This is a genomic window from Streptomyces sp. DSM 118878 (genome assembly GCF_052936595.1).
On sequence record NZ_CP193622.1, the window covers coordinates 6413116 to 6427410 of the forward strand.

The window sequence follows — 14295 nt, forward strand, 5'->3', positions numbered from 1 at the left end:
TGTCTCGGACGAAGGTAGTGACTCTCCTACAGTGAACGCAAGCGTTCACTGACCCCAATCGCGGTCGCCCGCAGGCTCGTTGCCCGATGGAAAGAAGACACATGGTTACTTCGCGCTGGACCGCCGTCCCCGCTCGGACGGCTTCCCCACGGCGCCGGGGACCTGTCCTGGAGCAGGCGATCCTGGAGGCTGCCCTGGAGCAGCTCAGTACGGTCGGCTGGGGCGGTCTGACGATGGAGGGCGTGGCCGCGGCCGCGCAGACGGGCAAGGCGGCCGTCTACCGCCGCTGGCCGTCCAAGGAGGACCTGGTGGTGCACGCGCTCCGGGCGGGGCTTCCGCGCCTCGACAGCGTGCCCGAGCTCGGAAGCGTCCGGGACGATCTTCTGGAGCTGTGCGGCCGGATGCGGGAGGCGATGTATTCACGCCCCGGATACGCGCTGCGCGCGGTGCTTCACGAATGCGACACGACAACGGCCGAACGCTTCCATGACGTGATCTTCGAAGGCGTCGTGAATCCGGGCGTGCAACTGATCAAGGAAGTCATACGGCGTGGAATCGAGCGCGGAGAGGTCCGCCCCGGCGCTACGGGCGCCTATGTCTGCGACGTCATTCCCGCCATGCTGATGTACCGCTCCAAGGTGTGCGGGAGCGAATGGACGGACGAGGAGTTCGAGGCGTTCATCGACCAGGTGATGGTGCCGCTGCTGCGCCGCTGAGCCGTGCCGGGACGGGGTCTCGTAGATCCTCCGCGGGCTTACGGGGAGCCGGGTGTCACCGGCGGCCCCGGGCGGCGTAGGCTTGCTAGCGCCATGCCGTACGAAGCACCCACCCACACCGTCGAGCGCTCCCTGCGCGCCACCACCGGAGCGAAGATCGTCGCCGGTGTCGACGAAGTCGGGCGCGGTGCGTGGGCAGGACCGGTCACCGTCTGCGCGGCGGTCACGGGACTGCGCAGGCCCCCCGAGGGCCTCACCGACTCCAAGCTGATCAGCCCCAAGCGGCGCACCGCGCTCGCCCAGGAGCTGGAGGGCTGGGTCACCTCGCACGCCCTCGGTCACGCCTCGCACGAGGAGATCGACGAGATGGGCATGACGGCGGCGCTTCGGCTCGCCGCGGTGCGCGCTCTCGAGGGGCTGCCGGTCCGTCCGGACGCGATCATCCTCGACGGCAAGCACGACTACCTCGGAACTCCCTGGCGGGTCCGTACGGTGATCAAGGGGGACCAGTCCTGTGTGGCCGTCGCCGCGGCTTCGGTGATCGCCAAGGTCCGGCGCGACAAAATGATGGCCGAACTGGGCATCGACCATGCAGACTTCGGTTTCGCGGCCAATGCCGGCTATCCGTCGCCGGTACACAAGGCCGCGCTGGCGGAGCGGGGCCCCACCCCGTACCACCGGCTTTCGTGGGCGTATCTTGATGCGCTGCCCCAGTGGCGGCACCTCAAGAAGGCCCGCAGCTGGGCGGACGGAAATGTTCCGGAAATCGAGGGCCAGCTCGGCTTTGAGTTCTGACCCTTTACCGGCGCTTCCGGCCGCACTTTTGTGCCACCCGCCGACGCGATTCGCGTCGGCGTTTGATAGACAACACTTCATGCCTCTCCTGCCCGAGGAGCCTCAGATTCCCGAGAGTGCCCAGGGTCCCAGCGCCACGCCGGCCAGCGGCCGCACAGCGCCGACCCCCCGCCCCGTACCCGGTCCGCGTCCCGCGGCACCGCCGCGCCCCGGCCGTCCGGGCCCTGCCAGGCCGATGCCGCCGGCGCAGCGCGCGCCGCACGCCGCGGCCGCCAAGCCAGGACCCGCGGCCCCGGCCGCCCCCGCCCCGAGCAGCGCGGCCCCGGTGGCCGCCGCGGCTCCCGCCGACGGTGCCACCGCTTCGGCCCCGCAGATCCAGCTCATCCCGGCCTCGGCCGAGGGCGCGCTGGACGCGGCCGAAGAGGCGGTCGACCTGCTCCTGGACGCCGGCCGGGCGCCCGGGGACGTCCTGGTGATCACCATCGGCGACCCGCACCCGTGGGCCACGCACGAGCTGTCCTTCGGCGAGGCCGCCTACTGGGCCCAGCACGACGCGGGCGACGACGTCTTCTACGCGGACGCCGCCGCCCTCGACCGTGCCGCGGCCCGGCCCGTGGTCGTCGTCGCCGTCAACGGCGGCGAGGAGAGCGCGCTCGCCGCGCTCCCCAAGGCCGCCACCCGGGCAGGCGTCCTGCTGATCGTGTGCGGGGACCCGCAGCGGATCAACTCGACGCTGGGCGCGAGCGCCTGACGCTCACGCCCGGCCGCCACGCCGCTGCGGAGTCCGCGCTGACCGGTACGTGAACACGTGCCGTTCGGCGCGGCCTTGCCGTGTCCGCGTGGCGCGGTCATAGGTCACGCGGTCTCAGCGTGGCGCGGTCATAGGTCACGCGGTCTCAGCGTGCCGCCGTCCGGTGGAGCATCTCCGACGCCGCGCCTCCGGTGCGGTTCGCCGGGGGATCGGCTCCGGTCAGGGGCTCGGGGCGCGAACCGGCGCTGGGGCGGCGACCGCCGCGTCCCTCGCCGCACACCTGCCAGCCGTCGCGGGTCAGTGTGATGTAGGCCCCGCAGCGCAGTCCGTGCAGTGTGCAGGCGTCGCGCAGGCCCCACATCCAGGCACCGTCCTCCGGGGTCCAACGCGCGTCGCCCTCACGGCAGTAGAGCAGCACGGCCGTGCGCACCGGGGTGCGGCGCCGCAGATCGTGCGGGATGACCCGGCGCAACTGCGACAGCAGGGCGTTGCGGAAGACCCAGCCGTCGGTCACCGCCGCGCGCCGGCTGAACGAGGCGCTCGCACAGAGCCGTTCGTCGGCGTCGAGCACGGCCACGACCGCCGTCGCGGGGCCGGGCCGGTGCCGGAAGTGCAGGCCGCTCACGACCTCGCGCGGATTGCGCAGCAGCGGGATGCCCGCGGCTGCCCACTCCTCCGGTTCGAGCATCCGGGCCAGCCGGTGCGCGGAGTCGACGGGCATCTCGGCCGCGGTGGAGGCCGGCCAGGCGCCCGGGCGCTCGGACGCCTCACGCGCCTCCTCGGCCCCGGGCGTCTCATCGGCCCTGTGCGTCTCCTCGAACGAGGCGAATCCGAAGGTCACGGTCCTCCCTTCGGCTGCGCCCGCACGGAGGGCGGGATGGGACTGCGGGAGCGCGCCACGACATGGCTTCGGCGGGTCGCGGACCGCGCGGGGGATCGGTTCCAATTCTTCCCGCCGCACCGGCTCGCGGCAATGAACAATTGGGGCCGCACGCCGGTATCGGACGATGCGTCGTGAATATCCTTCCCCACTTCACGGCCCTCGACGCTCATCGCGGTTGTGTACAGAGCCGTGTTCAGAGGCCCGCCACGCCCGCACGGACGGTCCGTGACCACCGGGGCGCGGGCGGGCGGCGGCGGTGAAGTGGCCGATTGTCAGTGGCATCGGGTTGCATGGGGGCATGGACGATCTGGAGCTCCGCGCCGAAGCCGATGCAATCCTCGCCGATCTCGTCGGCGATCCGAGCGGTGCGGCGCGGCTGCGCGAGGACCAGTGGCAGGCCGTGGCCGCGCTGGTGAAGGAGCGCAGACGCGCCCTGGTGGTGCAGCGCACCGGCTGGGGCAAGTCGGCGGTGTACTTCGTCGCGACCGCCCTGCTGCGCCGTCGCGGCGCGGGCCCCACGGTGATCATCTCGCCGCTGCTCGCGCTCATGCGCAACCAGGTCGAATCGGCGGCGCGGGCCGGAATCCGGGCCAGGACCATCAACTCCGCCAACCCCGAGGAGTGGGGGACCATCTACGGAGAGGTCGAGCGCGGCGAGACCGACGTCCTCCTGGTCAGCCCCGAGCGGCTCAACTCGGTGGACTTCCGCGAGCAGGTGCTCCCCGAGCTCGCGGCCACGACCGGCCTGCTCGTGGTCGACGAGGCGCACTGCATCTCCGACTGGGGCCATGACTTCCGGCCCGACTACCGCAGGCTGCGCGCGATGCTCGCCGAGCTGTCCGAGGGCGTCCCGGTGCTCGCCACCACCGCGACGGCGAACGCACGGGTGACCGCGGACGTGGCCGAGCAGCTCGGCACGGGCGCGGGCGAGGCCCTGGTGCTGCGCGGCACGCTGGAGAGGGAGAGCCTGCGGCTCGGCGTGGTCCGGCTGCCGGACGCCGCGCACCGCCTGGGCTGGCTGGCCGAGCACCTGTCGGCGCTGCAAGGCTCCGGGATCATCTACGCGCTCACGGTGGCCGCGGCCGAGGAGGCCACCGCCTTCCTGCGCCAGCGCGGCTTCGACGTGGCTTCCTACACGGGGCGCACGGAGAACGCCGACCGGCTCCAGGCCGAGACCGACCTCCAGGAGAACCGCGTCAAGGCACTGGTCGCCACGTCGGCGCTCGGCATGGGCTTCGACAAGCCGGACCTGGGCTTCGTGATCCACCTCGGTTCGCCGTCCTCGCCGATCGCGTACTACCAGCAGGTCGGGCGCGCGGGCCGCGGCGTCGAGCACGCCGACGTCCTCCTTCTCCCCGGCAAGGAGGACGAGGCCATCTGGCGCTACTTCGCCGACACGGCCTTCCCGCCCGAGACGCAGGTGCGGCAGACCCTCGCGGCTCTCGCGGACGCGGGCCGACCGCTGTCCGTACCGGCCCTCGAGGCGTCGGTGGACCTCAGGCGCACCCGTCTGGAGACCATGCTGAAGGTTCTCGACGTCGACGGCGCGGTCAAGCGGGTCAAGGGCGGCTGGACGGCCACGGGCGCCGACTGGATGTACGACGCCGAGCGCTATGCCTGGGTGGCGAAGCAGCGGGCGGCCGAGCAGCAGGCCATGCGGGACTACGTGAGCACGACCGAGTGCCGCATGGAGTTCCTGCGCCGGCAGCTCGACGACGAGGGGGCGGTTCCCTGCGGCCGCTGCGACAGCTGCGCGGGTCCCTGGGCGGATTCGGCCGTATCGGCCGAGACGCTGACCGGGGCGGCCAAGGAGCTGGACCGCCCGGGCGTGGAGGTCGAGCCGCGCCGCATGTGGCCGACGGGCATGCCCGCCCTCGGCGTCGACCTCAAGGGGCGCATCCCGGCGAAGGAGCAGTGCTCCACCGGACGCGCCATCGGACGGCTCTCGGACATCGGCTGGGGCAACCGCCTGCGGCCGCTGCTCGCGGAGAACGCGCCCGACGGCCCCGTCCCCGACGACGTCCTGCGCGCCGCCGTGGACGTCCTCGCGGACTGGGCGCGCTCCGGCGCGGGCTGGGCCTCGGGGGCCGATGACGCCCCGGCGCGGCCGGTGGGCGTCGTCGCCGTGCCGTCGCTGTCCCGGCCGCAACTGGTCGGTTCGCTCGCCCAGGGCATCGCGTCCATCGGCCGCCTGCCCTTCCTGGGCACGCTGACGTACACCGGGGCACAGGGCGCGCACGCGGCCCGCCGCAGCAACTCCGCCCAGCGTCTCAGAGCCCTGTCCGGTGCCTTCGCCGTCTCCGATGAGCTCGCGGGCGCCCTGGCCGCCGCTCCGGGGCCCGTGCTGCTCGTGGACGACAGCACGGACTCCGGCTGGACCCTGGCGGTCGCCGCCCGCCTGCTGCGCAGAGCGGGCGCCGACCAGGTCCTTCCGCTGGTGCTCGCGGCGGCGGGGTGAGCCGGGCCGCGGGCGCGGCGGGGGAGGGTCAGGGGCGGCTGGTGAGGTAGCCGCCCATGGTGGTGAAGTACTCCGTGGCGGGCAGCTCCCGGCCGTCCTCGGTCCGTACGCGCGTGATGGCCAGGCCGTGGTTGCGGCCGGTGCGGGCATCGGCTCCGGCGACGACCACCACGCCGTCGCCCTCGCGGTAGAAGATGCGGCCGGGCGTACCGCCGTAGCGGCCCTCGGAGACCACCGCGGTGACGATTTCGAGCCGCTTGCCCTTGTGGAAGGCGTAGGCGCTGGGGTACGGCGCGGACTGGGCGCGGATCAGGCGCTCCAGATCCTCGGCCGGCCAGGTCCAGTCGACGCGGATGTCCTCGGCGGAGCGCTTGTGGAAGAAGCTGGCCTGGGAGCGGTCCTGCTTGGTGAACTCGGTGCGCCCGGACGCGATGAGGTCGAGCGCGCCGATGGTGACGGGGGCGATCAGGTCGACCGTCTTGTGGAAGAGGTCGGTCGCGGTGTCCGTCGGACCGACCGGGACGGCTTCCTGCCGGACGATGTCGCCGGCGTCCAGCTCGTCGTCCATCATGTGCGCGGTCACGCCCACTTCGGGCTCACCGTTGATCATCGCCCAGATGATCGGGGAGAAGCCCGCGTACTTCGGCAGCAGCGAGTCGTGGACGTTCAGGGTGCCGTGGCGGGGCAGGCCGAAGATCCGCGGGGGAATCCACGTACGCCAGTTGTTGGCCACGATGATGTCCGGGTCGGCCTCCTTGAGGCGCGCGAACAGCTCCTCGTCGTCGGGCCGGTTGCGGATGAGCACCGGGACGCCGTGCTCCTCGGCGAGGTCGGCGACGGAGTCGCTCCAGATCTTCTCGTACGCGTGCTCGCTCTTGGGATGCGTCACGACAAGGACCACGTCGTGCTCGGACTCCAGCAGGGCTTGCAGGGTGCGGTGGCCCCAGGTCTGGTAACCGAACATGACGACCCGCATGGGGGTTCCTCCTCTGGGCAGGGATTTGGCCAGTACTGAGTTAAGCAAGGCTTACCTTAGTTTGCAACAGGCTCGTACGGAGCCCCAGTTGACCAGGGCCTGTTCGCCGTCGGTCACCTTGCCTATCGACAGGGTGATGCGATTAGCTTAGGCTCACCTAAGTTTGGTGGCGCCACTCCGTCGGCGTGCCCGCTCCACGTACCGTCCCCACGCCTGACAGGCGGCTTCCCCGCACGATTGGGAGAGACATGTCACAGGTTCTTCCTGACGACGCACCACTGGTCCACGACCTCATCGGAATCGGTTTCGGACCGTCCAATGTGGCCATGGCGATCGCGCTCAACGAGCACAACGCAGGCGTCGGCAGGCAGGAGGCGGTCACCGCTCACTTCTTCGAGCAGCAGCCGCGTTTCGGCTGGCACCGCGGCATGCTCATCGACGACGCGACCATGCAGGTGTCCTTCCTGAAGGACCTGGTGACGCAGCGGAACCCCACGAGCGAGTTCAGCTTCCTGTGCTACCTGAAGGCCAAGGGGCGGCTGACCGACTTCATCAACCACAAGAACCTCTTCCCGCTGCGCGTGGAGTTCCACGACTACCTGGAGTGGGCCGCGGCCAAGGTCGACGACATGGTCTCCTACGGCCACGAGGTCGTCGGCGTCACGCCGCACGTCCGTGACGGAGTCGTGGAGTTCCTCGACGTGACGGTCCGGTCGGCGGAGGGCCTCGCGGTCCACCGCGCCCGCAACCTGGTCATCGGCACCGGCCTGCGTCCCCTCGTGCCGGAAGGCGTCGAGCGCGGCGACCGCGTCTGGCACAACTCCGAACTGCTCATGAAGGTCGGCGAGATCGAGGGCACGAACCCCACGCGGTTCGTCGTCGTGGGCGCCGGGCAGAGCGCCGCGGAGAACGTGGCCTACCTGCACCGCCGCTTCCCCGAGGCCGAGATCTGCGCCGTCTTCTCGCGCTACGGCTACAGCCCCGCCGACGACAGCAGCTTCGCCAACCGGATCTTCGACCCGGGGGCGGTCGACGAGTACTACGCCGCTCCGGAGGGCGTGAAGAGCCGGCTGATGGACTACCACGGGAACACCAACTACTCCGTGGTGGACATCGATCTGATCGACGACCTGTACCGGCAGATGTACCAGGAGAAGGTCCTCGGCACCGAGCGGCTGCGCTTCCTCAACGTCTCCCGGCTCTCCGAGGTCAAGGAGGCGCAGGACACGGTCCGCGCCACCGTGACGTCCCTCGTCACGGGCGAGGAGACCCACCTCGACGCCGACGTCGTGGTGTGCGCCACCGGCTACAGCCCCGCCGACCCGCTCGGCCTGCTCGGCGACGTCGCCGGCCGCTGCCTGCGCGACGAGGCGGGCCGCGTCCGCGTCGAGCGCGACTACCGCGTGGCGACCGACCCCGAACTGACCTGCGGCATCTACCTCCAGGGCGGCACCGAGCACACGCACGGCATCACCTCGTCCCTGCTGTCCAACATCGCGATCCGGGTCGGCGAGATACTGGACTCGGTGCTCGACCGGCGTGCCGCGCCCGCCACCGACGGGGCGACGGCGGTCGCCGACGGTACCGGCAGCACCACCCGATAACGTACGTCGTCATGAGCACGACTGCGGTGAAGCGCCCCGCGGCCACGGCCGGGGGTACAACGGGAGGCCGACGGCGGCGGCTTGCGGGACTCGGCGCGCTCGCCGTGCTCCTCGTCGTCGCGGCGGCGGTGTCGCTGGCCGTCGGCGCGCGAGCGCTGACCCCCGGTGAGGTGTGGCACGGGCTCTTCGCCGAGCCCGACGCCGACCGGCGGCTCACCGAGATCAGGCTCATCGTGGAGACGGTGCGCGTGCCCCGGACCGTGCTCGCGGTCGTGGCTGGCATCGCCCTCGGGGTCGGCGGCGCGCTGATCCAGGGCTACACGCGCAACCCCATCGCGGACACGGGACTGCTCGGCGTGAACGCGGGGGCGTCCTTCGCCGTCGTGTTCGTGACCGCGGTCTTCGGCTTCTCCAGCCCCTTCCAGTACGTCTGGTTCGCCTTCCTGGGCGCGGCGGTCGCCGGGGTCGTCGTGTTCGGCCTCGCGAGCATCGGCCGCGGGGCGGGGAACCCGCTGACGCTCGCGCTGGCCGGGCAGGGCATCACCGTCTTCCTCGCGGCGATGACCACCGCGGTCGCGCTCTCGGACCAGAAGTCGCTCAACGCGCTGCGGTTCTGGAACGCGGGCTCCGTGGCCGGCGTCAAGTTCGACGTCATCTGGCCGGTGACCGGGTTCATCGCCGTGGGACTCGTCCTCGCCCTCACCACGCTGCCCGCCCTCAACCTGCTCAACCTGGGCGAGGACGTGGCGCGCGGACTCGGCGTGAACATCGCGCTGAGCCGGACCGTCGGCATCGTCGCCATCACCCTGCTCGCGGGAGCGGCCACCGCGGCGTGCGGCCCCATCGCCTTCGTCGGGCTCATGGTCGCCCACGTGGCCCGGTACCTGACAGGCCCCGACTACCGCTGGCTCGTGCCGTACGCGGGTCTGCTCGGCGCCCTCGTCCTGCTGGTCTGCGACATCGTGGGGCGGCTGGTGGTGCGCCCCGGCGAGCTCGACGCCGGAGTCGTCGTCGCCCTCCTGGGCGCCCCGTTCTTCGCGGCCCTGGTCTGGCGCGGAAAGTTCAAGAGCGCATGAGCGAGACACGGGGACGCGTGAACGGGACGGACGTGAGTACGGGCGTGAGCGGTACGGACGTGAAGTCATCGGTGACGCCGGGCGTGCGGCTCGGCCAGGTGTCGTTCGTCTGGCGGCCCTACGTCCTCCTGGTCACGCTGCTCCTCGCGGCGGCGACCTTCGTGGTGTTCTGCCTCTCCATCAGCATCGGCGACTTCCCCATCGGGCTCTCCCGGGTGATGGCCACGATCGTCGGCAGGGGCGAGCAGGTCGACGAGTTCGTGGTCATGGACCTACGGATGCCGCGGGCCATGGCCGGGCTCGTCGTGGGCGTCGCGCTCGGCGTGTCCGGGGCGCTCACGCAGTCCATCGCCCGCAACCCCCTGGCCAGCCCGGACATTCTGGGCGTCACCGGCGGCGCGAGCGCGGTCGCCGTCTGCCTCGTGACGGTGTCGGGCGGGGCCACCGCGGCGGTCGTCAGCTCCGTGGGGCTCTCCGCGGCGGCGCTCGCGGGCGGCCTCGGCACGGGCCTGCTGGTCTACTTCATGGCCTGGCGGCGCGGGATCGACGGCTTCCGGCTCATCCTCATCGGCATCTCGGTGAGCGCCGTGATGGAGGCGATCACGACCTGGCTCCTCGTCATGGCCGACATCCGCGACGTGGCCCGCGCGCAGGCCTGGCTGGTCGGCTCGCTGGACAACCGCTCCTGGGACGAGGTGTGGGTGGCGCTGTGGTGCTCGCTCGCCCTGCTGGTGATCGTGACGGCCGTCGCGTTCCAGTTCAAGCCCCTGCTCCTGGGCGACGACGTCGCCGCCGGCCTCGGCGTACGGCACTCGACGGTGCGGGCGGTCCTGCTGCTCTGCGCCGTTCTGCTCGCCGCCGTCGCGGTGAGCGCGGCCGGCCCCGTGCCCTTCGTCGCGCTGGTCGCGCCGCAGGTGGCGATGCGTCTGGCGCGCTGCCCCACCCCGCCGTTGGCGGCTTCCGGCCTGGTCGGGGCGCTGCTCCTGATCGGCGCCGACCTGACCGCCCGTACGGCGCTGCCGATCGCGTTGCCGGTCGGCGTGGTGACCGCCGCGATCGGCGGGCCGTTCCTCGTCTACTTGTTGGTGCGGGCGAACCTCAGATAGATAATGCCAAGGTTAGCCATACCTAATACAGCCATACCTAATACAGGGGGGCTCGTGGCCGCTCAGTACATCACCCAGGCCGAATCAGGGACCGCCGTCGACGTCGGGACCACCGTCGACGCCCGGCCCGCAGTCGACGCCGTGGCCGCCGACGTCCCACGGCTCGCCGCCAGAGGCGTCACGGTCGGATACGGCGGCCGGGTCGTCATCGACGGCCTCGACGTGACGATCCCGCCCGGAGTGATCACCACGATCATCGGCCCCAACGGCTGCGGCAAATCGACCCTGTTGCGCACCCTGACGCGGCTGCTCAAACCGACCGCGGGCACCGTCGTCCTGGACGGCGAGGACATCGCCCGGCTCAAGACCAGGACCGTCGCGAAGAAGCTCGGGCTGCTGCCGCAGGCCCCGGTCGCGCCGGAGGGGCTCACGGTGGCCGACCTGGTCGCCAGGGGCCGCCATCCGCACCAGAGCTGGCTGCGGCAATGGTCCTCGGACGACGCGGACGTCGTGGCGAAGGCCCTGGCCATGACCGGGGTCGCCGACCTCGCGGACCGCCCCGTCGACTCGCTCTCCGGCGGTCAGCGCCAGCGCGTCTGGATCTCGATGACCCTGGCCCAGGGCACCGATCTGCTGCTCCTCGACGAGCCGACGACCTATCTGGACCTGGCGCACGCCATCGACGTGCTCGACCTGGTGGACGACCTCCACGAGTCGGGCCGCACGGTGGTCATGGTGCTGCACGACCTCAACCTGGCCACGCGCTACAGCGACAACCTCGTCGTGATGCGCGAGGGGGCGATCCTGGCGCAGGGTCATCCGCGCGACGTGATCACCGCGGAGCTGCTGGAAGAGGCCTTCGGACTGCGCGCCAGGGTGGTCGACGACCCGGTGGGCGACCGCCCGCTCATCGTGCCGATCGGCCGTACGCACGTACAACTCGACTGACCCGCGCCCGGAATGAGAGAGTAAGGCTAGGCTAACCTCATCACCTCGGGTTAAGGTTGGCTGCCCTTACTCGGGGCGTAGCGGACAGCGCGAAAGCAAGGGATTCCGGATGCTCCTCCATCGAACGACGCTCACGAAGCCGTGGCAGCGGCTGGCGGCGACCGTGACCGCCGCGACCCTCGGCGTCGGCCTCCTCGCCGGGTGCGGCTCCGACTCGGGGGACAAGGGGGGCGACGAGGCGCCGGCCGCCGCCTCGGGCGGCTCGTTCCCCGTCAGCGTGGAGCACGCGTTCGGAACCACGAAGGTCACCGAGGCGCCGAAGCGGATCGTCACCGTGGGCTACACGGACGACCAGGCCGTCCTCGCGCTCGGCACCAAGCCGGTCGGCATGGTCGACCAGTACCCGAACCCCGCGGGCAAGTCCCCCGACATCAACACCCAGTGGCCCTGGGTGAAGGACAAGTGGGGCGACACCAAGCCCGAGGTCGTCATGGAGAACGGTGACTCCGGCCCCAACTACGAGAAGATCGCGGCCCTGCGGCCCGATCTGATCGTCGCGGTCTACTCCGAGATCGACAAGGCCGGCTACGACAAGCTCTCCAAGATCGCTCCGACGGTCGGCCGGACCAAGGGCGAGAAGGAGCTGTTCAGCGCCCCCTGGCAGGACAACGTGGTGCACATCGCCAAGGCGCTCGGCAAGGAGGACAAGGGCAAGGACCTCGTCCAGGGCGTCGAGGACAAGCTCGCCGCGGCCAAGAAGGCGCACCCGAAGTTCGCGGACCAGACCGCCGTGGCGCTGTCCTGGTACAAGGATGCCGTGAACCCCTTCACCTCCACCGACGTGCGCGGACGGCTCCTGACGGGCATGGGCTTCAAGTACCAGACGAAGATCGACAAGGTCGCCGGCGGCAAGTTCTCCACCGAACTCTCGCCCGAGCGCATCGATCTGGTCGACGTCGACCGCGTCATCGTCATCAACGACGCCGCGGACACGAAGACGATCAAGAAGGACAAGCTCTTCGCCAACCTCGACGCCGCCAAGAAGGGCAAGGTCTCCTACCTGCTCGACAGTGAGGGCCCGGCGGTCGGCGCGGCCATGTCCCAGGGCACGGCGCTCTCCCTGCCGTACGCCATCGACGAGCTCGTGAAGTCGGTCGACTGAGTGTGAGCAGCACGGACACGCGCGTACCCCCGGCCACCCTGCGCACGGCGGGCGGACGCGAGGCGAGCCGCTGGGTCGGGACACACTGCCGCCGGATGCCGTGGCTGACCGCGGCCACCGTGCTCACCACGGTGGCCGGGGCGGCGCTCCAAGTGCTCCCCGTGCTGCTGCTCGGCCGGGTGGTCGACGCGGTGGTCGAGGGCGAGTCGCGCTCGGTCCTGGTCACGATCGCGGTCCTGCTCGGCTCCGCCGCGCTGCTCGGCGCGGCGGCCACCGCCGTGTCGACGTACCTGATCGGACGGCTCGGCGCGGACCTGCTCGCGCGGCTGCGGGAAGGCGCCGTCCGCGCGGTGCTCGGGATGCCGAGCGCGCGGATAGAGCAGGTCGGCCGCGGGGATGTGCTCTCCCGGGTCGGCGACGACGTAGCCGTCCTGTCCAAGGGCATCCGTACGGCCATCCCCACGGTGTTCTCCGCGGGGGTGCTCGTCGCCATCGCCACGGTCGGCATGTTCGGCCTGGACTGGCGGCTCGGTCTGGCGGGCGCCGCCGCGCTGCCCGCGTACGGTCTTGCCCTGCGCTGGTACCTGCCCCGCTCCGCCCCGCTCTACCGCAAGCAGCGGGTGGCCCAGGCCGACCGGGCGCAGGCGCTGATCAGCGGTCTGGACGGGATCGACACGGTGCGGGCGTACCGCCTGGAGGGCGCCTTCCGCGAGAAGGTCACCCAGGAGTCGTGGCGGGTGCGGGACCTCGGTGTCGACGTGTTCCGGTTCTTCGGACGGTTCGTCGGCAGGGAGAACCGGGCCGAGTTCATCGGCCTCGTCCTCATCCTCGTGGTCGGATACGCCCTGTTGGAGGCCGACGCGGCCACCCTGGGCGAGGTGTCGGCGGCCCCGCTGATGTTCCACCGGCTCTTCACGCCGCTGGGCGCCATCATGTTCACCTTCGACGAGGCGCAGAAGTCGGGCGCCAGCCTGACCCGGCTCGTCGGCGTGCTGGGGGAGTCCGCGGAGGACCGGCTCGTCGGCGACGCGTCCGTGGAGCCGGCGAAGGCCCTGGCGTACCCGGTGACGGTCGAAGGGCTGACGTTCAGCTATCCGGACACCGAGGAGCCGGTCCTCAAGGACGTCGGCCTGACGATCCCGGCGGGCGGTTCGCTCGCCCTGGTGGGCGCGACGGGGGCCGGGAAGTCGACCCTTGCCGCGCTGATCGCGGGCATCGGCACCCCGCAGGCCGGTTCCGTGCGCATCGGGTCGCAGGATCTGGCGGAGCTGGACGAGGCCGCGGCGCGGGCCCTGGTGAGCATCCTGACGCAGGAGACGCACGTGTTCTCCGGGCCGCTCGCGGACGACCTGCGCCTGGCCGCGCCGGACGCGACCGACGCCGAACTGATGGACGCCTTGCGCACCGTCGGTGCCGGGGACTGGGTCGAGGCGCTGCCCGAGGGGCTGAACACCATGGTCGGCGAGGGCGGCGAACGCCTGGACGTCACCAAGGTCGCCCAGATCGCCCTGGCCAGACTGGTGCTCGGCCGGGCGCCGGTGGTGGTGCTCGACGAGTCGACCGCGGAGGCGGGCAGTGAGGGCGCCGCGGAGCTGGAGCGGGCGGTGCTCGCCGCGTGCGCGGGGCGCACCACGCTGTTCGTGGCCCACCGGCTGACGCAGGCGATGGCCGCGGACCGGATCGCCGTCCTTGACGCGGGCCGTGTGGTCGAGCAGGGCACGCACGACGACCTCGTGGCCCTGGGCGGCCGGTACGCCCGGCTGTGGCGGGCCTGGCGCGAGGGCAGTTAGCCACGCCGGGAAGTGTGGTCGAACGCGCCC

12 protein-coding genes are annotated in these 14295 nt (G+C 71.5%); 10 read left to right on the forward strand and 2 right to left on the reverse strand.

Annotation, left to right across the window (positions count from 1 at the left end):
• The first annotated feature begins 101 nt into the window (after nucleotides 1-101).
• The 3 genes from ACRAKF_RS28535 to ACRAKF_RS28545 all read left to right on the forward strand — a co-directional run bounded on the left by ACRAKF_RS28535 (nucleotide 102) and on the right by ACRAKF_RS28545 (nucleotide 2262).
• Nucleotides 102-716: a TetR/AcrR family transcriptional regulator gene (locus ACRAKF_RS28535; RefSeq protein WP_447040400.1), complete on the forward strand. Its 615-nt coding sequence runs from the start codon at nucleotides 102-104 to the stop codon at nucleotides 714-716.
• 93 nt (nucleotides 717-809) lie between these two features.
• Nucleotides 810-1511: a ribonuclease HII gene (locus ACRAKF_RS28540; protein ID WP_447040401.1), complete on the forward strand. Its 702-nt coding sequence runs from the start codon at nucleotides 810-812 to the stop codon at nucleotides 1509-1511.
• Nucleotides 1512-1590: 79 nt separating this feature from the next.
• On the forward strand, nucleotides 1591-2262 hold the full coding sequence (locus ACRAKF_RS28545; protein WP_447040402.1) for a hypothetical protein: 672 nt from the start codon (nucleotides 1591-1593) through the stop codon (nucleotides 2260-2262).
• A 145-nt stretch (nucleotides 2263-2407) separates the two neighbouring features.
• Here ACRAKF_RS28545 and ACRAKF_RS28550 read toward each other — a convergent pair whose 3' ends face one another.
• Nucleotides 2408-2983 (reverse strand): hypothetical protein, encoded by a 576-nt coding sequence (locus tag ACRAKF_RS28550; RefSeq protein WP_447042222.1) that lies wholly within the window; start codon nucleotides 2981-2983, stop codon nucleotides 2408-2410.
• A 460-nt stretch (nucleotides 2984-3443) separates the two neighbouring features.
• On the opposite strand from ACRAKF_RS28550, the gene ACRAKF_RS28555 reads away from it, so the two are divergent.
• A complete protein-coding gene (locus ACRAKF_RS28555) occupies nucleotides 3444-5603 on the forward strand; it encodes a RecQ family ATP-dependent DNA helicase (protein WP_447040403.1) in 2160 nt (719 codons plus the stop codon).
• 28 nt (nucleotides 5604-5631) lie between these two features.
• Here ACRAKF_RS28555 and ACRAKF_RS28560 read toward each other — a convergent pair whose 3' ends face one another.
• Nucleotides 5632-6579 (reverse strand): methionyl-tRNA formyltransferase, encoded by a 948-nt coding sequence (locus tag ACRAKF_RS28560; protein WP_447040404.1) that lies wholly within the window; start codon nucleotides 6577-6579, stop codon nucleotides 5632-5634.
• A 248-nt stretch (nucleotides 6580-6827) separates the two neighbouring features.
• Here ACRAKF_RS28560 and ACRAKF_RS28565 point away from each other — a divergent pair, with 248 nt between their 5' ends.
• The 6 genes from ACRAKF_RS28565 to ACRAKF_RS28590 all read left to right on the forward strand — a co-directional run bounded on the left by ACRAKF_RS28565 (nucleotide 6828) and on the right by ACRAKF_RS28590 (nucleotide 14265).
• Nucleotides 6828-8183, forward strand: coding sequence for a lysine N(6)-hydroxylase/L-ornithine N(5)-oxygenase family protein (locus ACRAKF_RS28565; RefSeq protein WP_447040405.1), 1356 nt, complete (start codon nucleotides 6828-6830; stop codon nucleotides 8181-8183).
• A gap of 11 nt (nucleotides 8184-8194) precedes the next feature.
• Complete coding sequence (locus tag ACRAKF_RS28570; protein ID WP_447040406.1) at nucleotides 8195-9259, forward strand: FecCD family ABC transporter permease; 1065 nt, start codon at nucleotides 8195-8197, stop codon at nucleotides 9257-9259.
• Complete coding sequence (locus tag ACRAKF_RS28575; RefSeq protein WP_447040407.1) at nucleotides 9256-10365, forward strand: FecCD family ABC transporter permease; 1110 nt, start codon at nucleotides 9256-9258, stop codon at nucleotides 10363-10365. Before ACRAKF_RS28570 ends, ACRAKF_RS28575 begins: the two co-directional genes overlap by 4 nt.
• Before the next feature lie 141 nt (nucleotides 10366-10506).
• A complete protein-coding gene (locus tag ACRAKF_RS28580; protein WP_447042223.1) occupies nucleotides 10507-11313 on the forward strand; it encodes an ABC transporter ATP-binding protein in 807 nt (268 codons plus the stop codon).
• Nucleotides 11314-11422: 109 nt separating this feature from the next.
• Entirely contained in the window at nucleotides 11423-12475 is a 1053-nt protein-coding gene (locus tag ACRAKF_RS28585; RefSeq protein WP_447040408.1) for an iron-siderophore ABC transporter substrate-binding protein, read from the forward strand.
• A gap of 2 nt (nucleotides 12476-12477) precedes the next feature.
• Nucleotides 12478-14265, forward strand: a complete 1788-nt coding sequence (locus ACRAKF_RS28590; protein WP_447040409.1) for an ABC transporter ATP-binding protein — start codon at nucleotides 12478-12480, stop codon at nucleotides 14263-14265.
• The last annotated feature ends 30 nt before the right edge of the window (nucleotides 14266-14295 follow it).

Excerpts from the sequence above, each read along its gene's own strand:
- ACRAKF_RS28560 (WP_447040404.1), bottom strand. The coding sequence starts at position 6,579 with ATGCGGGTCGTCATGTTCGGTTACCAGACCTGGGGCCACCGCACCCTG.
- ACRAKF_RS28545 (WP_447040402.1), top strand. The coding sequence starts at position 1,591 with ATGCCTCTCCTGCCCGAGGAGCCTCAGATTCCCGAGAGTGCCCAGGGT.
- ACRAKF_RS28565 (WP_447040405.1), top strand. The coding sequence starts at position 6,828 with ATGTCACAGGTTCTTCCTGACGACGCACCACTGGTCCACGACCTCATC.
- ACRAKF_RS28585 (WP_447040408.1), top strand. The coding sequence starts at position 11,423 with ATGCTCCTCCATCGAACGACGCTCACGAAGCCGTGGCAGCGGCTGGCG.
- ACRAKF_RS28535 (WP_447040400.1), top strand. The coding sequence starts at position 102 with ATGGTTACTTCGCGCTGGACCGCCGTCCCCGCTCGGACGGCTTCCCCA.
- ACRAKF_RS28540 (WP_447040401.1), top strand. The coding sequence starts at position 810 with ATGCCGTACGAAGCACCCACCCACACCGTCGAGCGCTCCCTGCGCGCC.
- ACRAKF_RS28555 (WP_447040403.1), top strand. The coding sequence starts at position 3,444 with ATGGACGATCTGGAGCTCCGCGCCGAAGCCGATGCAATCCTCGCCGAT.
- ACRAKF_RS28570 (WP_447040406.1), top strand. The coding sequence starts at position 8,195 with ATGAGCACGACTGCGGTGAAGCGCCCCGCGGCCACGGCCGGGGGTACA.
- ACRAKF_RS28575 (WP_447040407.1), top strand. The coding sequence starts at position 9,256 with ATGAGCGAGACACGGGGACGCGTGAACGGGACGGACGTGAGTACGGGC.
- ACRAKF_RS28550 (WP_447042222.1), bottom strand. The coding sequence starts at position 2,983 with ATGCCCGTCGACTCCGCGCACCGGCTGGCCCGGATGCTCGAACCGGAG.